The following is a 19,285-nucleotide window of genomic DNA, read 5'->3' as shown; positions in this document are numbered from 1 at the left end:
GGCCGGCTCATGGCAGTTGTACTGGGGAAACGGCCAAATCCGGTGGCCTTTCGGCGTACGCAGGCAACCGGTACGACTTCTCGCTTTTCAAGACACGATGTGGATCGTCTGGCACACTGACGTGAGAACAGGCGACGACGCCCGGGGGTCGGCCATACCTGCCCAAGGGTCGTCATATCTCGACTACCGGGGGGCTAGGGCGATGAGGTTGGCTTCGTCGCACTCGGCTCGCCGGTGCGCGTACTATCCCGCTCGGGCGCGGGCCCTCAAATCCATTGCGAAACAACGACAACCAAATGCCTCTGACGAAACCACGGGACCAATGGCGGGCCGCAGATTACCGAGCGGAAACGCCGCCGTCAAAGTTGCCCGTGCCGTCGGAGATTGATTAAGGTAACAGTCGCGATGAAATTTGCTGTGGCAAGCTATGGGACGCGTGGCGATATCGAGCCTTGCCTCACCATCGGTCGTGAGCTGATACGCAGAGGCCACTCGGTACGCATGGCCGTGCCGCCCAATCTTGTCGATCTGGCCGAGGAGGCCGGTGTCCCGGCGATCCCGTACGGGCCGGATATGCATGACTTTTGGAGCGACGAGTTCATCCGCGACTTCTTCAAGAATTTCCTCCGGGGCCCGGTCAAGTTGATACGGGAAGCCTGGGAACCGGTACTGAAGAACTGGCAGGAAATGAGCTCGGCGCTGATGTCGGTGGGCGCCGGAGCCGATTTGCTGTTCACCGGGCAGCTCTACCAGGATTTGGCGATCAACGTCGCCGACTATTACGGCATCCCGATGGCCACATTGCACTACATCCCGATGCGGCCCAACGGCCAGGTTGTTCCGGGGGTGCCCGGGCCCATGGTCCGCACCGGAATGGCCGTGTACGACTGGATGTGCTGGCGGATGAACAAGAAGGCCGAGGATCGTCAGCGGCGCGAGCTCGGCCTCCCCACCGCAACGGTGGCCTCGCCGCGGCGGATCGCCGAGCGGGGGTCGCTGGAAATCCAGGCCTACGACGACGTTTGCTTCCCCGGACTGGCCCACGAATGGGCGAAGTGGGGTGGTCAGCGGCCGTTTGTGGGCTCGCTGACCATGGAACTGACGACCGAATGCGACGACGAGGTGTTGGGGTGGATCGCCCAGGGCACCCCTCCGATCTGCTTCGGCTTCGGCAGCATGCCGGTCGCCGAGTCGCCCGCCGACACGGTGAGAATGATCGGCGCCGCCTGCGCGGAGCTGGGGGAGCGGGCGTTGATCTGCTCCGGCTGGAGCGACTTCAGCGACGTTCCCCACCTGGATCACGTCAAGGTCGTCGGCGTGGTCAACTACACGAAAATCTTTCCCGCCTGTCGCGCGGTCGTTCATCACGGTGGCTCGGGCACCACGGCCGCCGGCCTGCGCGCGGGGATCCCCTCGCTGATCCTCTGGACGGCAGGCGACCAGCCGATGTGGGGGTCGCGCGTCAAACACCTGAAGGTCGGCACATCCCGACGGTTCTCGAGCTCCACCCCCGAAACTCTGATTGCCGATCTGCGGACGATCCTTGCCCCGGAGTACGCCACCCGCGCCCGTGAACTGGCGACCCGGATGACCAAACCCGCCGAGAGCGCAGGGCGCGCCGTCGATCTGCTGGAAGAATTCGCTCGTTCGGGGCGCTGTGTTCCCGGGGTATCGACAGAGCGAAGTCGCTGAGCAGACGGTGACGGATACACTGCGAAACGCATTGATGGCATCGAGGGACGTCTAGGCTCTCTACCGGTATTACTGGCACGCGGAGTTGGGGGTAGTTTTGGCCGTGACTGATCACGACACGCGGTTCGCATACCTCGATCTGCTCCGGCGCGACCTCACCAGATACGGCAGCGACGAGCTGGTGCCGGTGGGGCTGTACCGCCTGGGGCGCCCCCTGTTCAGTACGCGCAACCTGCTGCTGGTGCGCAAACGGCCGTTCAACAAACAGGCGCGCGACTTGGGCCTGGACTGGCCGGCCGATGCCTTGACGATGATCGGGATGCAGCGGCTCACCAGTCTGCAGCACTGCGTGGAGACGGTCCTGCAAGAGGACGTGCCCGGCGATCTGGTCGAGTGCGGCGTGTGGCGCGGCGGCGCTTCCATCTTGATGCGTGCCGTGTTGGCGGCATACGGCGACGAGAAGCGCACCGTATGGTTGTGCGATTCGTTTGCCGGAGTCCCGCCCCCCGACACCGTCAATTACAAAGCGGATAAAGGGATCAGGCTGCATCGCCACGCGCGCATCCTGGGGGTGCCCCAAGAGCACGTCAAGGCGAATTTCGAGCGCTACGGGTTGCTGGATGACCAGGTGCGTTTTCTTCCGGGTTGGTTCAAGGACACCCTGCAGGACGCCCCGATCGACCGCATTTCCGTGCTCCGGCTCGACGGCGACCTTTACGAGTCGACGATTCAGGCGCTCGACGCGCTCTACCCGCGGCTGGCGCCCGGAGGCTTTTGTATCGTCGACGACTACCACGCGATCAAGGCGTGCGCGCAGGCCGTGACGGACTACCGCGCCAAGCATGGGATAACCGACGAGATCGTCGAGATCGACGGCACCGGCGTGCTGTGGCGTAAGTCCTGAAGAGAACGCTGAAACATTAGGTGTACGAGATGGTTTGCCCTTTGGTGCAGGGTAGGCGAAACACGATCATGATGAACCGCTTCCGTTCCCCCCGGGGACGGCACGCGCCGATGCTATGGTTGCCGCCGTGGCAACTGGGCTGACAACCGGCACCCGCCTGCGGATGTGGTGGGTGCGCACCGAATACTGGCTCGCGCGCACGCTGTTGCCTGACGTCTACGCCAACGATGCGTTGATCACGTTCAACAACTTTCATGCGTTCCTCGATGATCCCGAATTCCGGCGTGCCTACCAGCGTGGTGCCCGCTCCCTCGGCAACGAGGATTGGTACCAGTGGCAGTGGCGCGTGCACGTGGGGCTGTGGGCGGCGGCCAGCGCCAGCCAGCTCGAGGGCGACTTCGTCGAGTGCGGCGTCAGTTACGGGTTTTTGAGCAGCGCGATCATGGAGTACCTCGACTGGGATCGGCTGGGCAAGACGTTCTACCTGCTCGACACCTTCGCCGGTCTCGACCCGCGGTTCGTCACCGAGAACGAACGCCAGGCCGGGGCGCTGGAGACCAGCAAAGGACACCTGCGCAACGGGATGTACGTCAACGGGGTGGACAGCGTCCGCGCCAATTTCGCGGAATGGAAAAACCAGCGCATCATCGTCGGCGCGGTTCCGGAGACACTGGAGCAGGTCGATGCGCCGTCGGTGGCGTACCTGCACATCGACATGAACTGCGCTCCCCCCGAAGTCGCTGCGCTGCGGTTCTTTTGGCCGCGGCTCACTCCCGGCGCCTTCGTGCTGCTGGATGACTACGCGAACCGGGGACGCGACGAGCAGCGCGCCGCCATGGACCAGGTCGCCGGCGAACTGGGTGTGAAGATCTGTACACTGCCCACCGGCCAGGGCCTGCTCATCAAGCCGGCTCGCTAGGCGAAACAGGCCTTCTCCCAACGTTTTTAGCTCGCTGGATCGCCCGTTGTTGCCCGATCGGGTTTCATGGTCTTTCACACGGGTAGGCCTCTGTTATGGCATTAGCATTGATCACGGGCGCGTCCAGTGGAATCGGTCTCGAGCTAGCGGAGCTTTTCGCCCAGCGGGGATATGACCTGGTGGTGGCCGCCGAAAACGACGGCATCTACCCGGCGTCCACCACGTTGTCCCGGTGGGGCGTTGATGTGCGGCCTGTACAGGTTGACCTACGTACCCCGGAAGGCGTCGAACAGCTCTATCAGCAGGTCGCAGAAGGTGATCGGCCGCTCGACGCGGCCGCGCTGAACGCCGGCATCGGCGGCGGCGGGAGTTTCGTCGAGGGCGACCTGGCACACGACATATCCATCATCGACCTCAACGTGAAGTCGACCGTGCACCTGGCCAAGCTCGTGCTGCGTAACATGACGCGGCGCGACGCGGGGAAGGTGCTGCTCACCTCGTCGCTGGCGTCGATGGCGCCCGGACCTTTCGAGGCCGTTTATCATGCCTCCAAGTCGTTCGTTCAGTCCTTCGCCGGGGCGTTGCAGGACGAATTGCGTGATACCGGAATCACTATCACCTCCCTGCTACCCGGCACCATCGAGACCAACTTCTTCAACCGCGCGGGTATGGACGAGACACGCGCGGGGCAAAAGCCGAAGGACGACCCGGCCGAGGTCGCCAGGCAGGGCTTCGAGGCGATGATGCGGGGCGACCGCAGGGTCGTCGGTGGCTCGTTGACCACCAAAACCGTGGGTGTGGCCCTGCGCTTCCTGCCCGATTCGCTCAAGGCGGTCGCCAGCCGGATGAATTCCACGCCCGCCGGGCGGCGATGAAGCGGCCTCAGCCAACCACTTTCCGGCGGACGGCTTCCTCCAAGAGGTCGGCGGTGGTCCCGATGCTCTCGGCGGGCTTGCTCATCCGGGCGGAGAGTTCCCGGGCTCTGGTCGCGTAGTCTGGGGCGAGGATGGTGTGCAAATCCGACACCAGAGATTCTCGGGTGGTGGCCGAAAAGCGCCGGGCGGCACCTACTTTCAAGCGTTTGATCTGGGCCGCCCAATACGGCTGATCGGCCGAACTCCACAGGGCCAGGGTCGGGGTGCCCGCTCGCAGGCTCGCGGCGGTGGTGCCCGAACCGCCGTGATGAACGACGGCACGGCAGGCGGGAAAGATGGACGCGTAGTTCACCGGTCCGACGACTTTGACGTGGTCGAAATGCGGCACGTCGCTGAATTCCGTTCCGCCGAAGCAAATCAGAGCCCGCTCGCCCAGCTGTGCGCACGCCGCGCCGATCATTTCGACGGTGGCGGTGGGGGATTCGACCGGTATGCTCCCCGACCCGAAGCAGATGGGGGGTGTCCCCGAGGCGATCCACGAGGCGACGTCGTCGTCGGCGTCGGTCGTCAACTCCATCGTCAGGGCGCCGACGAACGGACGGCGGCTGCCCCATTTCGCCCATTCGGCGGCCAAGCCGGGGAAGAACACGTCGTCGTAGGTTTGGATTTCCAGCCAACCGCGGTCGGCGATCCGTCGCTGGGAACGGCGTGTCGCCTTGGGCAGCCCGAGTTCTCGGCGCTGCGCGTTGTCGATCTTTTTTGTCGCGCGCCAAAACAGCCACTCGAGCGTCGTCATCGTCGAGCGGACCAGCGGCGACGGCATGCTCGGCACCAGCTGGCCGTTGGCGCGCATGGGGAAGTGATGGAACGAGGCCAACGGAATGTCGTAGTACTCAGCCACATTGGCGGCGGCCTGCTCGAAATTCAGGCCGGTGGTGAGTAGGTCGGCGTCTTCCGCCAGCGACTTCAGCGTCGTGCTGGTATCGCCCCAGAACTTGATGAGCGGTTCCCAAATCTTGAGTATCGACCTGATCGGATGGCGGAAGGAATCCGACCACATGTTCCGCAGAAATTCCTCGTCGAGGAACTCCTGCACCGTGGGGCCGTAGGGGACCGCCGCCAGCCCGATCGACTCGACAAAGCCAACGAGTTCGGGGGGGACGGCCAGGCGAACGTCATGCCCGCGGCGCAGCAGTTCGCGGCCCACAGCGGCGGACGGCTCGATGTCGCCGCGAGTTCCGTAACTCGCCAGGGCAAATCTCATTGTTGGTCCCAGCCTTGCAATCGTCGTGCACCGGCGGCGTCCAGGGTATCGAAGGTGATGGTGGTTTCCGGCGCACTGGGGGATTCAGTCAAAGCGCCTCGCGCGGGCAAATTTTTCCAAGAGGTCGGCGGCTCTTTCGATGCTTTCGGCGGGTTTGGTCATCCGAGAAGACAATTCGCGGGCGCGGGCGACGTAGTCGGGAGCCAGGATCCGGCGCAGGTCGCCGACCAACGTTTCTCGGGTGGTGCTCGAAAACGGGCGGGCGATGCCCACTTGTAGCCGGTCGACCTGGCCGGCCCAGATCTTCTGATCGTTCATGCTCCAAAGGCTCAGAGTGGGTACTCCGGCGCGCAGGCCCGCGGCCGTGGTGCCCGCTCCGCTGTGGTGCACCACCGCGCGGCACGCGGGAAAGACCGCTGCGTAATTCACCACACCCACAACCTTGACGTGGTCGAACTGCGGCACGCCCGTGAAATCGGTCTTGCCGGAGCACACCAGCGCCCGCTCGCCCAATTCCGCGCAGGCCTCGCCGATCATCGTGATCGTGTCGGCCGGCGAATCGACCGCGGTGCTGCCGAAGCCGAAGCAGATCGGGGGTGTTCCCGCGGCGATCCACGAGGCGACTTCGTCGTCGGCGTCCGTCGTCAGCTCCATGGTCAGCGTGCCGACAAAGGGCCGCTGGCCTTTCCACTTCGCCCATTCGCCGGCCAGCCCGGGAAAACACACCTCGTCGTAGGCCTGGATCTCCAGCGCGCCTCGGGCGGCCATCCGCTGCGGCGCCGGGCCCTTTGCCTTCGGCAGGCCGAATGAGCAGCGCTGCGCGTCCTCGGCCTTCTTTGTCACCCGCCACTGCGTCCAGTCCAGCGCCATCATGGCGGAGCGCACCAGCGGTGCGGGCAGGCCGGGGGAGAGCTGTCCATTGGGCCGCATGGGGAAGTAATGCATCGTGGCCAACGGAACGTCGAGATGCTCGGCCACGTTTGCCGCGACGCCCGGGAACCCCGGCCCGGTGAACACCAGGTCGGCCCCATTCGACAGGGATGTCAGGGTGGCACTCATCTCCGCCCAGGATTGGACAAGCATGTCCTGGGCCTCGCGCCACCGCCTTCTCACCTCGGGGAAATTCCAGAACTTGCCCAGGAAGTCCGTGTCCCAAAAGCCGTCCTGCTGATCGGGCCCGTAGGCGGCCGCCGCGAGGCCGGCCGACTCGACCAGCGCCACCAGGTTGGGCGGCACAGCCAGGCGAACGTCATGTCCACGCCGCTGCAGTTCGCGACCCACGGCCGTGCAGGGCTCGACATCGCCGCGAGTTCCATAGCTCGCCAGGGCAAATTTCACGACGAATCCTTCCGGTGGTCGTGCGGGTGGGCGGCGACGAGGCCATTATGTCTGCTTACTCGCCCGGCGGGGTGGCCCGATCGCTCACGAAACGCCCCGTGTCAGCCGGAGATGAGTGCGCGGTCGGCCAGCGCACCAATTGCCGGCGCCAATAGCCGGGCGTACTCGGGCGTCAGATGAAATTCGTCCTCGTACACGAGAGTGTTGCCCACAATCGGCGGGCATCGGTCCGCAGTGCAGAACAACTCGGTGACGTCGGCGTATTGCCCCCCCGGGGCTTTGGTCGCGGTGTTTTCCGCCCCGATACCGGACTTGTTCACCGCTGTCGACGTCGCCGACGAGCAGGCGGTCGCGTCGTTGAGGTGAACGGAAAGGCAGTCCGGCACCATTGTATGAAGGTCGGGGGTTGGCCCGATAACCAATACGTTCGCCCCAGTGCCGCGAAGCTGCTGGACTAGGCGGGTCAGGCTTTCGGTCCAGGCCGGCCCGTAGGGTGGGGCACCTGTGCCGCCGTGGCGCAACATGCCCAGCACCACCAGTCGCGGGTGCTCGCTCTGCAGTCGGGCGATGATATGACCGCGCCACTGCTCGCACTCGGTGTAGTCCCGTTGACCGAAGACTTTGATGGGCAGGTCCAGCATCGGGCAGGCGCCCTTAGTCAGGACCTCCAGGCGCCAGTGCCGATGCGCGGCGACATCCTGGAACGCCGGGCTCCAGCTGTAGGCATTCGAGTCGCCGACTAGAGCCACGGTGGTCTTCGATGCAGTGTCGCCCGTCGCGCACTCGGGTTGGTCGACGTTCAACAGGTTGCGCAGGCAATCCTCTAAACCGCGCGGCGCATTTTCGTGTGTCGCGCCAACCAGCGACGGATCGAGATTTGACGGTACGGCCTTAAGGTCGACGGAGGCCGCAACGGCGGCCTGCACTTGCGCGAAGACCTGCTGAACCGCAGCGTCATACGGCTCAATGTTCTGCCCAGTGGGCGGAGGCCCCGCAGTCAGCCGCAGCGCCGGAGCGGCTGGGCCGCGGCCGACAGGATCGGGCAGGACCACCAGCAGCGCCACTCCTACAATGACCGCCACCGCGGTGGCGATGCCGCCGAGCGCGAGGCTGCGGGCGGCCGATCGGCGCAGGGAACCGGAGTATCGGAAGGGGTTCTCGATAAGACGCAGCGTGAGTACCGCCAACAAGAAGGAGACGAGAACCGCCGCCAGGCCATCGATCGGCCCCAGCGGACGGCCCAGCAATGGTGTCGCGAGCAGCAGCACTGGCCAGTGCCAGAGATACCACGAATACGACAGCCGACCAATCGCTCGCATCGGCCGCAATGCCAAGATGCGGCCACATCCCCTAGACGGTCCGGCACAGCCGGCGCCGATCACCAGCGCTGTCCCGAGCACAGGCAACAGTGCGGCGGTACCCGGAAAGGGCGTCGTTGCGTCCAATTGGTTGCAGGCCACCAAGATCAAGGCCAGACCTGCCCATCCCACGATCGCGGCTGGCAACGTCGGTAGTCGGCGCCAGTGGATGGTTGTGAGGGCCACTAGGCCGCCTACGGCCAACTCCCACGCCCGGGTATGCAACGAAAAGAACGCCACCGGAGGCGCCGTGTGGGTAGTCACCAAGGACACACCAAACGAAACGGCGCCAACCAGGGCAAGGACTAACACGTAGGGAGCGACCGACGCGGCATGTGCCGTCCCGGCGCGCCGACGCGCACACCGTATGACCCACGCAGTACCAATCATCAGGGCCGGCCATACGAGGTAGAACTGTTCCTCGACGCCCAGAGACCAGTAGTGCTGGAACGGTGAGAGCGAAAGCTTGCTGATGTGAAAGTAATCGACGCCTTGCAGCGCAAATCGATAGTTCCCGACATACAGCGCGCTAGCGATGCCGTCGCCGATAACGCCCGTAGCCTCCAGCGGAGATAACAGCACAGCAGAGGCAATCGCGGTAACCACGCCGACCGTGGCCGATGCCGGCAACAGCCGGCGAGCCCGTGCCCCATAGAAGCGGAGCAGCCCCACGGTCCCGGTGCTGCTCGCCTCGCGCCAGAGCATCCCAGTAATCAGGAAGCCTGAGATGACGAAGAAAACGTCGACACCGACGAATCCGCCGCCCACTCCGGGCGCACTGCAGTGAAAAAGAACAACGGCCAGCACCGCAACAGCCCGCAACCCCTCGATGTCCGCGCGAAATCCCGTCTGCGGGTGCCGATCACCATCGGCGGCATCACCAACAGCGGACTTCGATTCGATGGCGGAAAAAGGTGCCACAGCGGTGAGAGATAGCTCTCGATCACGGGTGTCGTCGTCTGTTGAGGTCATGCTCGCCCTTCTGGTCGTCTGCGTATTGTGCTCCACGAGGAGCCGACACCCGCTTGTTATCGCCTATTCGCGCTTTCAGGCAGGCTAATGACCAGATCAGTCAAGAGTTTTGGCCTTCAACTAGACCAGCGGAGCGGCGATGTCGTCGCCTATGTCGTACCGCAACCAGCCAGAAGTTGTTGCTCAGTCCGAGGTGTGTCTCGCAATCGGTGTCCTCGTGGGGCCGGCTGTTATTGAATAGAGGCCATGCCGCTTTCGGATACCGGCCGACGCGCCGGCCGCCTCATCCGCCGTGTATGCTTCTTTGGCCCAGGCCAATGCAACATATGCGGGAGTTGGGTTCGCTTTCTGAGTGTTTCGCGCAGGCTTGGTGGCGAGCTGGCCATGTACGGGTTTCCTTACTCTCTCGACCAGATGGAGACCATCAATCACCGCCGATACGTCTGTCCGGTGTGTGGCTCTGTCGACCGGGACCGCCTCTATAAGCTGTATGTCGACCGGTATCTACCGCCCGATGGTGGTGTACGCGAGGTGCTCGAATTTGCGCCGTCCGCACCCTTGTCGGCGTACTTACGCAGTCGCGACGATTTCCGTTACCGCAACGCCGATTTGATGATGGGCGGTGTCGATGACGTCGTTGACATCACCGATATGCCGATTTACGCGGACGGCTCGATCGATTTCTTCATCTGCTCCCATGTGCTCGAGCATGTTTCGGACGACGGCCGCGCGCTCAACGAGCTGTATCGAATACTGGCACCCGGCGGACGCGGCATCGTCATGACCCCCGTGGCCCCCGAGGGAACCTTTGACGAGGACCCTACGGTCACCGATGAAGGCGAGCGGTGGCGCCGCTTCGCCCAAGGCGACCACGTGCGCCTCTACGATCGCTCCACACTGTGTTCGCGGATCGCTAAGGCTGGGTTTGAGGTTTCTGGCCTTGACGTCGAGACGTTTGGTACCGAGACGTTTAATCGGCATGCCATCGCGTTCGGCTCGGTCCTCTATATAGTGCGTAAGCCGGAACTGCCGCCAACCGACGGGTGAGGGCGCTAAACTTGCGCCGGCAAGCATGCTGGCGGCGTTGTGATCCTGATTTGAGAAATGCTTTGAAGCGCCCAAACGTTGGGACGCTGACCAACACCCTGAGTTTGCTAGGGGGATCGAATGCTAAGGTTGACGGACAGGCTCAACCAAATCGGCCGTGCAATTCGGGATGGACGTAGCGCAGGGCAATCTGAAGGCGCTTCACTCGGTAACGGGCAACAGACAACACTACCTCAACGCGGTTTTGACATATGCAAACCAGCATATTCCCGCAAGAAGCTGCGAAAGCAATTTCACGAACTTCACGATGAAATTTTCTGGCAGATCCTTCCCGAAGTCTATAATTTTACTCAGCTTCCGATTGAACCGATGTGGAGCCTATACGAAGCTGTTCGTTACCTTTCAGCCAGGAAGATAAAAGGCGACATCGTCGAGTGTGGCGTCCTACTCGGGGGCGCCTCGATGCTGATTGCCAAGACGCTGCTGTCGGTTGATGACACTTCACGTGAACTGTGGCTTTTCGATAGTTTTCAAGGCTTCGTAGGCGAGCAGGCGAACGACGACGTCACGTGGTACGGCGATTCGATCAAGGATCGTTACCCTGATTTCGGCACGATTGCCGAGAACAATATTGTTTCGACGGGCTACCCCCGGAAAGGCTTCACCTGGTGAAAGGTGACGTCGAAAAGACTGCGGCCGAAAACGTTAACGGTGACATTGCTCTTTTGCGTCTCGATACGGATACCTACTACAGCACGAAGGCGGAACTTGAGTACCTTTACCCGAAGCTGGTGCCTGGCGGCATACTAATTATCGACGATTACGGTCACGCTCTCGGAGCGCGACGGGCGGTCGATGAATATTTTACCGATCCCGACAGGCGTTTGCTGCTTAATCGTGTGAATTTCACTAATCGCCTCGCCGTGAAGATATAAGACGGGCGCATTAAGACGCGCGATTTCCGATTCGTCGCGCGCGCCATAGCCTTCGCAACGGGGCTCTGAAGCGCCGCGCGGGCGACTTCCAGCGATGCTGCAACGCCAGCATTGCGGATCGGGGATGGTGCGCAATGGTGTCCAGCAGCGCGGCCCGGCCCTCCGCGCCAGGAATCCTGCCGATCTCGCGCAGGATCCAGTAAGCCCGGTCAGCGATGAGTTCTTCCCGGGTCGGGTCGTCAGGGAAGACGTCGAGCATTGCCTCGAACATCGCGGCATGTCCGCGACCATGCAACACCCAGAACTTCGCACGGTCCACATCGGCGCCGTACCAGAAACTCTGCGGATGGCGACGATAGACCGCCATCGTCTCAGGGAGCATGGCGATTCCGCCTTGTGCTGCGTGCCGAACGTGGAGGTACCAGTCCATAGGCATGACGTCGGGCGGAATGTCGTCATAGCGTGCCTGCCGCCGGTAAAGAACCGAGTTGGTCTGGATGAAATTCCGCCTGATCAGCGCGTCCACGCTCAAGTCGCGACGCCAGCTGGTTGGCGGAAATTCCGAGCCCTTACGCCCATCCGTCCAGAGCACCTGCACCGGATGGAAGCACAACGAGGTCTCCGGGTGCTGGTCGAGAAACGCCACCTGCTTGCTGAGCTTCATCGGGTCGGTCCAGTAGTCGTCGCCCTCGCATATTGCGAGATACTCGCCGCGGGCGGCCGATAGCGCATCGGTCAGGTTCGCGTAAATTCCAACATTCGTGGGCCGCAGGATCGCCCGGAATAAATGCGGATACCTGTTCGTGTAATCCTGAATAATCGCCGCGGTGGCATCGGTTGAAGCATCGTCCGCGATCACGATCTCGACGGGAAAGTCCGTCTTCTGGGCAACGAATCCGTCGAGAGTCTCACGGATGAAGGCCTCGTGGTTATAGGTAATCGATACGACGCTGACTTTGGGGGCGCTCGCGGGCGAAACATCGGTCAATGTCAACTCCCTTTTCTTACGGCGGCGACGACGCGTGCGATGTCGTCTGGCGCCATGTAGTCATGAATCGGTAGCGAGACGATACGTGCGCAAATGTCACGCGTTACCGATAGGTCAGCCGACTTAACGAGCTCTGAATTAGTCACAAAGTACTCATTCAAGTGCAGCGGGGGATTGTAGTAATCGCGTGCTTGGACCGCCGCTTCCCGCAAGCTGGCGAGCACCGCGGCTTTGTGGTCGGCCGATGTGCACGACGCGCTCGCGAAGCACAGCGACGACGCCTCGGCATTAGGCTGAAAACGTACGCCGACCTGGCCGAGCTCGGCGCGATACTCTTCGAAAACGTTGCGACGGCTTGCGAGGCGTCGGTCAAACGCAAGAAGCTGGCGCAGGCCGATCGCCGCATTCAATTCCTGCAGCTTCGCGTTCATCCCTAGCTGTGTAGCGTCCCGCGGTCCAGCGAAACCGAAGTTCTGAAACTGGTGTGCTCGCTCGACTAGCTGTGAATCGCGGGAGACCAGCGCTCCCCCCTCGCCGACCGCGAAGGGCTTGGTCGCGTGAAAGGAGAAGATCTCACAAGCGCCTCGGCCGCCGACGCACTCACCGTCCCCATATGACGAGCCAAATCCCGCCGCCGAGTCCATGACAACGGGCAAGTCCCATTCGGCCGCGAGGGCCTCCCAGGCATCAATGTCGGGGTTACCGACACCGAATACATTGGGAAGCAAGATGCCGGCGACCCGGTCGCGGGAGCTCTCCAGGATGGTGCGGGCAGACGGGACGCTTGGTTGCCAAGTGTTTTCATCGATGTCGATGAACCAGGGACGGTATCCGACCCAGAGCGCAGCTTGTGCGACAGCGATGAACGTGAACGACGGCATTAGCAGGTAGCGGTCCCGCGCACCCGGTCCCACTGTGACGTGGAGTGCGGCGATAAGCGCCAGAGTGCCATTCGCGAGGGTGGCGACGTGTAATTCCGCTCCGAGGTACTCGCTCAGGGCGCGCGCGAACTGTCGCTCTTTCGGTCCGAAATTCGTGTACCAGTTGGCACGCACAATCTCTGCAAGATCCTCCGCGACTTCAATGGGTTCAGGAAAGTTCGGACGGATGAACGGAATTTCAGACGACATCGAGCCACCCGTCCCGAACTTTGACTACCGACGCAGGGACACCTGCAACGACCGCATTGGGTGTCGCTACATCGGCCAGCACGATTGCGCCAGCGCCAACCACCACACCGGATGCGATGGACACGTCATTAGAAATGCTGGCCCCCACGCCAACGAACACGCCATCGTCGAGGCGCACTCGACCCGCAACGTGCGCACCGGGGCCTATTGTCACGAATGATCCAAGGTGCACGTCGTGGCTGAGCGTTGCGCCAATGTTCACCTGGCAGTGGTCGCCGACCACCACATTGACGGTGAGGATTGCGCCGGGCGCAATGACGACGCCATCACCGATCTTGGACGAGGGACCTACACAGGCCGCAGGGGAGACGACTGTCATGAAGCGGTCACCCGGCCAGGCCGCGACCAACTTCCGACGTAACGCCGGTGCTCCGACGGCGCCAATGACCGGCGAGTCTTGAGCGGCGGCCGACGGCGAGGTGATATCGACCTGATCATGCGCCGCGGCGTCGAGGTGAGCTGGGGAGACGGCCCAGAAGACGTTCGTAGTCGGTGGCAAGTAGGAGGCTATTTCACGAGCCTGCGCACCGGCACCGAGCAGGCCCACGTACACCGGCATACTGCGACCCGAATGCTCGATCGCGTTGTCCATCCCCACCGCCTGTCTTCGTCCTCCGACACCGTCACAACATGATGCCCGGCCAGGCTGCGGTTCGCCTCGTTACACGCGGCATGGCTGCCACCCCGGTGCATGTATGTGCTCATCACGGAGTTGTCTGGCGCACGCGGATTCGAGAACGCGTGCTGCTAGCAACATATACAGCTGGGTTTGATGGCGGCGTACATCAAGCCCCCTAACAAGCTGCTCAGCATTGCAGGCAGTTACGGCGGCGTTGAAGCGGCAGCATCGGTGTCCGACGTTGGCAAACCTGCGCATCGTGGTGAGCTGGGAATCTACGAGTGCAGAATTCGTCGCGTAACGTTTCTCGCAAAGAAAACTTTACGGCGATTAATCGAACTGGTTACTAATGTCCCGCTAGTTTATGGTGCATTGCGCTGGAATCAGCACGCCCGACAGCTTATAGTAGTTGCGGCTGTTTGGGTCAGGTGCCGAAATCCACGGTCGTTCCCGGGAGCTGCTCTGGCGAAAGCTGAGAGGTGGGCGCACCAGGGGCGAGCCGTCCTAGCAATCGACATGTGCGAATTCAGCGCGCGGTAAAGCTACGGCGGGACTTCACGACTTACCAGGAGCCGGCGTGCCGAAATAGTGGTTTCGCGGCCCAGCTGCAGCGGCCAAGTCCGATGTCGCACGAAATGGGACGCAACATGAAAACTCCGACAGTATTCACTTTAGCCTCCGGACGGTCAGGCACACAGACTTTAGCGGAGTTACTTAGGCGCAACGCATCCCAATACCGTGTCGTGCACGAACCCCAGCTCAATTTATGGAATCCAGGGATGCAAGGTCCGGCGATCTATGAGCACACCCAAGGAAACTTTCACGCCGTGCGGGCTTTACTGCGTAGGAAGCGTCGCGCGATCACCTTTTATCGCACACCCACTTACATCGAAACTAGTAACGTCTTTCTTAAGTCCTACTGGGATCTCGCCCCGGAATATTTCCCCAATATTAAGGTATTTCATTTGATTCGCCATCCGCTAGAAGTCGCACGGAGCACCGCTAATCGCGAAAAGTATCTTTGCGATCAACGCAAGTACCGTTACTATCGAGGACGTGACGGCCGCCAATATCGTTGGTGGGCGCTAACCGGGCTGGAGCCGATTTTCGGCAGTTTTGATTTGTCGCAGCTCACGCTGTTCCAATTCCACCTAATTCAGTGGATCGAGATCGAAAATAGAGCGATGGAATATCTGCGACGCTTCAATATGCACACACGCTGCCTTACGCTGCATGCGCCACAGGATTTGAACTGTGCGGCGACTGCAGCCAAGATCCTCGACTTCGTGGGTATTGCAGACTCGGGCGGGTTGTCAATGCCCGGCGTGCAGAACCGCACACCGGGGTATGAGACCTCAGTGGGCAACGATGAGCTGATCCAATCCCGCGATATAGTGTCGGCGTTGCCGACGGCATACCTTGAGGTTTTCCAGCATGAGCCATGCGCATCCCAGCCTTGGGCTGCTCTCTTGACGCAGTAAGACAGGCTGCGACCGGGGAGACCTCAAGATTGCCGTCCCGATGCGCTGTGACTTGCAGTCCACGAACGCCTTTGTCTCAGTTGCGGATCATTACATCGCGAAACCGGCGTGCCCGGACGAACTCACTAAAGGGCGCCGCTAGCAAGGTTTTCAAGCGCGGGCATCGCTGAGGCCCGAACACCGTCACCTTGAAGAGCAGCCCCAGCCAAACAAGTAACCACCACGGCGTTGCAGCTGCCCGAACAGCATTGGTGGATGCCGGATCTACGATCATCCAAGTCACTATGCGTAGCTGATCAAGCCAGTGTCGCTGCGCCTTGGTGATATTCGCCGACTCGGTGCTGCCGGTGTGATGCCGTACCGAAAGTTCTCGCGGCACAAAGCAAACGGCTGATCGCAGCATAAGGCGCAACCAGAAGTCCAAGTCGACCGTCTGATAGATGTCGTCCCGTAAGCCTCCCGCCTGCAGCGCCAGCTGCCGCCGGAACATCACGCAACTCGGTTCGCCGATCAGGTTGGCGCTCGCGCCCCACAGGCCTACGATCTGCAAAACCAAGGACGACCCGCGATTGTGTTCCCGAAGCTTCACGAAGTAGACATGCAGCTTGCTCGGTGCCCGCCGCCGTTCGCTCCAGGGGAGGTCGTCGGTCTGCACACGCCGAGGTGCGAAGACCAATCCGACGTCCGGGTCGTCGAAAGACCGGGCAAGCGTCCGCAAGGCCCCCGGGAGCAACCAATCATCTCCGTGTAGGAACTGGATGTGGTCGCCGCGCGCGAGTTCCAGGCACCTGTTGTGGTTTCCGTTCAGGCCCAGGCGAGAGTGGTTGCGTATCAGCTGGTCTCCAGGGCGAAGTAACGATGCGGCCTTTGTCGCGCCGTCGTCGGTCGACTGGTCATCGACGATGACGATCTCGAACTCGACGCCATCTTGATCCAAGACGCTGCGCAGGCAACGTTCGATTGTCGCCGCGTTGTTGTACATCGGCACGCACACCGAGATCAGTGGCTTGGCCGGTGCGTCGTCAATCCTGTCGACGGGTGGGGCGTCGGTATGTGGCTGGCCGGCCGGCTCGCTCATGCGTTGGCCTCGGCAGCCAATCGATAACCACGCACGGCTATTGGAATGAAAACCGCGAGCAGTACGACGGCCCAGATCAGAGTTGCCGCAAGAGGCCACATGATTGGACCGCCGTGCGCGAGCGCTCGCATGGTCTCAATCGGTGGCGATATCGGCTGCATGCGGATCAACGGCTGCGCCCAATCCGGGAACAGCTTGATGGGGGTGGCGCCGGGATTGACGAACGCCAGCGCGAAGGTGACTCCCAGCACCCACGTCATCGCGGTGCGGCCGTTGTTGCGGATCGCCATCGCCATTACCAGTGCGGTGAACCCGGTCACCACGATCGAGGGGATAAGCACGAAAAGTAGGGCTGCGGCCCAGCCTTGCGTGAAGCGCAGCCCCATTGCCAGCCCGATCGCGGTGATCAGGATGGTGCCGATGAAAGCGCGCACGACTTCCGCGGCCACCCAACCGGTGATTGGGCTCGCCCGGTGTATCGGCAGCACCCACATCCGGCTGATCAGGCGTGACTCGCGGTCCATAGTGATACCCACAGAGTTGCCCAGGGAGCCGAACAGCGCGGATATGACCGCACACATGGGGACGACGCCGTAAACACTGTCGACACCGGTGACCTTGTGTACCTGCTCACCCAGCACAATTTTGTAGATGAATAGCAGGAAGACAGGCAGCAGCAGTGACCCCATCAGCACAGCCTGGTCACGGCGCCATCGGAGCAGAAGCCGACCAGCCTGCACCCAGCTCTGGGTCATCAGGGAAACCTGCGGCTCGAGGCGGTGGGTCATTAGCCGCGCCTCTGCATCCGCAATGTGATTGCGCCGAAGACGAGCACCATGCCCAGACACCAAGCCAGGGTGGCCGCCAGGTTGCTGAAAATTACGTGCCCGGTGGACAGGCCGCGCAGCGTCTCGGCGAACTGTGACACCGGTTGGTTGCGGACGTATGGGCGTAACCAGTCTGGGAAAGTCCGCTCGGGAGCGATACCTGTAGACAGCATGAACAGCAGCAGTTGGGGGACAAACAAGAAGTGGCTGGCCCCCTGCACGCTCCTAGCGCTCGATCCCAGCGCGTCGGCGCCCAGAGTCACGGCCAGGCACAGCAGCAACGAGATCACCAGAAAGGCTGCCGCGTATCCCAATCCGCCGGTGATCCGGAAACCGAAGGCATAGCCGGCGATCAGTGCCACCACCAGGGAGAGCACGCCGCGCATCAGGGTGGCCACGGTGCGGGCGGCTACTGTGGCCGCCGCATGGACGGGCAGGGTCTGCATCCGCTCGCCGAACCCAAACAGGTGGTCGCGCGCCGCGCGGTCCGCGGTGAGGAGCCCGACGAAAATCATCGATTGGGCCACCACCGCGGGCAAAAAATACTGTGTATAGCTTACGGGCCCCGTATCGATCAGGCCGTGCAGCGCCACACTGAACCCAGCCAAATACGCTGCGGGGGACAGGATCTCGAAGATCATCTCGCCGTCGCGTGCGGCCGACATCAGCGAACGCTCGGTGAGGGCGGCTAGGGCACTCATGACCGGGCGACGGTCCGTTCGGTGAGGTGTAGGAACGCTTCGTCGAGCGACGGCTTGCGCAGCGAGATGTCGGCCAGTTCGAGGCCGAGCGCGTCGACCCGGCGAAATACATCGACCAGCGTGGCCACCCCGTCAGGGGCGACCACCGACACCGAACTCGTATCGGTGTCGATATCGACCCCGTCGAGTCCGGCCAGTGCCGACGCGACCTGAGGCAGGTCGGCGGGATTGGCCGGAGTCACCTGGCAGTAGCTGGTGCCGACGGCGCGCTTGAGCTCCTCGGCGGTGCCGCTGGCGATCACCTGCCCGTGGTCGATGACGATGATCGAGTCGCTCAGTACGTCGGCCTCTTCCAGGTACTGCGTGGTGAGCAGCACGGTGATGCCCTGCTCGGTCAGCGAACTCACCAGGGCCCACACGTCGCGGCGGCTGCGCGGATCCAGCCCCGTGGTCGGCTCGTCGAGGAACAACACTTGTGGCGGCACCGCCAAGGCGCTGGCCAGGTCGACCCGGCGGAACATGCCTCCGGAGTAAGTCGACAGACGCCGGTCGGCGGCGGCGACGAGGTCGAACTGTTCGAGCAGTTCGTCGGCGCGTGCCTTCGCCTGCCGCCGGTTCAACCCACGCAGCCTGCCGAACAGCACCAGGTTCTCCCGGCCCGTGAGCATGGGATCCATGCCGGTGAACTGTCCGGCCATCCCGATGCTGGCCCGTACCTCGGCGGGCTGGCGGGCGATGTCATGCCCGGCAACGCTGGCGCGGCCCGAGCTGGGACGGATCAACGTGGACAAAATGTTGATCGTGGTGGTTTTGCCGGCGCCATTATGGCCGAGCAGCCCACACACCGTGCCGGCCGGAACCGAAAAGTCCACGCCATTGAGCGCGAGCGTGTTTCGCCCGAATGTCTTTGTGAGGCCGACAACCTCGATCGCCAATGGGCTCACGGTAGGAGTATTTCACGGTGCAAACCGGCGTGGTGTCGGTATAGGTGGATGGGTCCGCTGACGTGACCCATATCCGTTTGCGGGGGAGTTCCGAATGTGCGGGGCAAAATCATTGCCGTCCAACCTTTCTCACCACGTTCTTCGCGAAGGGCG

The 19,285-nt window shown here is 62.4% G+C and carries 18 protein-coding genes; 8 read left to right on the top strand and 10 right to left on the bottom strand.

The genetic code is table 11. From position 1 onward, the window contains the following. Window positions 1-405 precede the first annotated feature (405 nt). The 4 genes from AC0KS4_RS14385 to AC0KS4_RS14370 all read left to right on the top strand — a co-directional run bounded on the left by AC0KS4_RS14385 (window position 406) and on the right by AC0KS4_RS14370 (window position 4,390). Window positions 406-1,692: a glycosyltransferase gene (locus AC0KS4_RS14385; RefSeq protein ID WP_225327564.1), complete on the top strand. Its 1,287-nt coding sequence runs from the start codon at window positions 406-408 to the stop codon at window positions 1,690-1,692. Window positions 1,693-1,789: 97 nt separating this feature from the next. After that, window positions 1,790-2,596, top strand: a complete 807-nt coding sequence (locus AC0KS4_RS14380) for a TylF/MycF/NovP-related O-methyltransferase (RefSeq protein WP_225327565.1) — start codon at window positions 1,790-1,792, stop codon at window positions 2,594-2,596. A 115-nt stretch (window positions 2,597-2,711) separates the two neighbouring features. Beyond that, complete coding sequence (locus AC0KS4_RS14375; protein ID WP_275254161.1) at window positions 2,712-3,515, top strand: class I SAM-dependent methyltransferase; 804 nt, start codon at window positions 2,712-2,714, stop codon at window positions 3,513-3,515. Window positions 3,516-3,610: 95 nt separating this feature from the next. Further along, window positions 3,611-4,390 carry an SDR family NAD(P)-dependent oxidoreductase gene (locus tag AC0KS4_RS14370; RefSeq protein ID WP_238956221.1) on the top strand — a complete coding sequence of 260 codons (780 nt, stop codon included), beginning with the start codon at window positions 3,611-3,613 and terminating at the stop codon, window positions 4,388-4,390. A 7-nt stretch (window positions 4,391-4,397) separates the two neighbouring features. Here the strand turns inward: AC0KS4_RS14370 and AC0KS4_RS14365 are convergent, their stop codons facing one another. The 3 genes from AC0KS4_RS14365 to AC0KS4_RS14355 all read right to left on the bottom strand — a co-directional run bounded on the left by AC0KS4_RS14365 (window position 4,398) and on the right by AC0KS4_RS14355 (window position 9,322). Next, complete coding sequence (locus AC0KS4_RS14365) at window positions 4,398-5,654, bottom strand: glycosyltransferase (RefSeq protein ID WP_238956220.1); 1,257 nt, start codon at window positions 5,652-5,654, stop codon at window positions 4,398-4,400. Between the two features lie 84 nt (window positions 5,655-5,738). Continuing rightward, a complete protein-coding gene (locus AC0KS4_RS14360; protein WP_238956219.1) occupies window positions 5,739-6,992 on the bottom strand; it encodes a glycosyltransferase in 1,254 nt (417 codons plus the stop codon). Window positions 6,993-7,093: 101 nt separating this feature from the next. Beyond that, the gene (locus AC0KS4_RS14355; RefSeq protein ID WP_238956218.1) at window positions 7,094-9,322 is read right to left on the bottom strand and encodes an acyltransferase family protein; all 2,229 of its coding nucleotides are present in this window, start codon (window positions 9,320-9,322) and stop codon (window positions 7,094-7,096) included. Between the two features lie 414 nt (window positions 9,323-9,736). Between AC0KS4_RS14355 and AC0KS4_RS14350 the strand changes: the two genes are divergently transcribed. The 3 genes from AC0KS4_RS14350 to AC0KS4_RS14340 all read left to right on the top strand — a co-directional run bounded on the left by AC0KS4_RS14350 (window position 9,737) and on the right by AC0KS4_RS14340 (window position 11,304). Then, window positions 9,737-10,369 carry a class I SAM-dependent methyltransferase gene (locus AC0KS4_RS14350; protein ID WP_238956217.1) on the top strand — a complete coding sequence of 211 codons (633 nt, stop codon included), beginning with the start codon at window positions 9,737-9,739 and terminating at the stop codon, window positions 10,367-10,369. A gap of 129 nt (window positions 10,370-10,498) precedes the next feature. Then, window positions 10,499-11,041 carry a TylF/MycF/NovP-related O-methyltransferase gene (locus tag AC0KS4_RS14345; protein WP_275254160.1) on the top strand — a complete coding sequence of 181 codons (543 nt, stop codon included), beginning with the start codon at window positions 10,499-10,501 and terminating at the stop codon, window positions 11,039-11,041. Next, on the top strand, window positions 11,038-11,304 hold the full coding sequence (locus AC0KS4_RS14340; RefSeq protein WP_472408517.1) for a TylF/MycF/NovP-related O-methyltransferase: 267 nt from the start codon (window positions 11,038-11,040) through the stop codon (window positions 11,302-11,304). The genes AC0KS4_RS14345 and AC0KS4_RS14340 overlap by 4 nt, the downstream gene beginning before the upstream one ends. Before the next feature lie 10 nt (window positions 11,305-11,314). Here AC0KS4_RS14340 and AC0KS4_RS14335 read toward each other — a convergent pair whose 3' ends face one another. From AC0KS4_RS14335 to AC0KS4_RS14325, 3 genes are read right to left on the bottom strand one after another with little or no spacing between them, the layout of a single operon-like run. After that, window positions 11,315-12,292: a glycosyltransferase gene (locus AC0KS4_RS14335; protein WP_238956216.1), complete on the bottom strand. Its 978-nt coding sequence runs from the start codon at window positions 12,290-12,292 to the stop codon at window positions 11,315-11,317. 2 nt (window positions 12,293-12,294) lie between these two features. Next, a complete protein-coding gene (locus AC0KS4_RS14330; RefSeq protein ID WP_238956215.1) occupies window positions 12,295-13,422 on the bottom strand; it encodes a DegT/DnrJ/EryC1/StrS family aminotransferase in 1,128 nt (375 codons plus the stop codon). Then, window positions 13,412-14,074 carry an acetyltransferase gene (locus AC0KS4_RS14325; protein WP_238956214.1) on the bottom strand — a complete coding sequence of 221 codons (663 nt, stop codon included), beginning with the start codon at window positions 14,072-14,074 and terminating at the stop codon, window positions 13,412-13,414. The genes AC0KS4_RS14330 and AC0KS4_RS14325 overlap by 11 nt, the downstream gene beginning before the upstream one ends. 806 nt (window positions 14,075-14,880) lie before the next feature. Here AC0KS4_RS14325 and AC0KS4_RS14320 point away from each other — a divergent pair. Continuing rightward, on the top strand, window positions 14,881-15,582 hold the full coding sequence (locus AC0KS4_RS14320; RefSeq protein WP_472408516.1) for a hypothetical protein: 702 nt from the start codon (window positions 14,881-14,883) through the stop codon (window positions 15,580-15,582). Window positions 15,583-15,658: 76 nt separating this feature from the next. Here the strand turns inward: AC0KS4_RS14320 and AC0KS4_RS14315 are convergent, their stop codons facing one another. Genes AC0KS4_RS14315 through AC0KS4_RS14300 form a run of 4 tightly spaced genes read right to left on the bottom strand, consistent with a single transcriptional unit; the run spans window position 15,659 to window position 19,132 of the window. Then, window positions 15,659-16,660: a glycosyltransferase family 2 protein gene (locus AC0KS4_RS14315; protein ID WP_238956212.1), complete on the bottom strand. Its 1,002-nt coding sequence runs from the start codon at window positions 16,658-16,660 to the stop codon at window positions 15,659-15,661. Then, window positions 16,657-17,448, bottom strand: coding sequence for an ABC transporter permease (locus tag AC0KS4_RS14310; RefSeq protein ID WP_238956211.1), 792 nt, complete (start codon window positions 17,446-17,448; stop codon window positions 16,657-16,659). The genes AC0KS4_RS14315 and AC0KS4_RS14310 overlap by 4 nt, the downstream gene beginning before the upstream one ends. After that, the gene (locus AC0KS4_RS14305) at window positions 17,448-18,188 is read right to left on the bottom strand and encodes an ABC transporter permease (RefSeq protein WP_238956210.1); all 741 of its coding nucleotides are present in this window, start codon (window positions 18,186-18,188) and stop codon (window positions 17,448-17,450) included. Before AC0KS4_RS14305 ends, AC0KS4_RS14310 begins: the two co-directional genes overlap by 1 nt. Next, window positions 18,185-19,132: an ATP-binding cassette domain-containing protein gene (locus tag AC0KS4_RS14300; protein ID WP_238956209.1), complete on the bottom strand. Its 948-nt coding sequence runs from the start codon at window positions 19,130-19,132 to the stop codon at window positions 18,185-18,187. The genes AC0KS4_RS14305 and AC0KS4_RS14300 overlap by 4 nt, the downstream gene beginning before the upstream one ends. Between the last annotated feature and the right edge of the window lie 153 nt (window positions 19,133-19,285).

The sequence above is a fragment of the Mycobacterium sp. NTMscope_MAC_12 genome (genome assembly GCF_976985675.1).
Note: the sequence above shows the minus strand (reverse complement) of the source record. Positions and strands in the feature narration are given on the sequence as shown.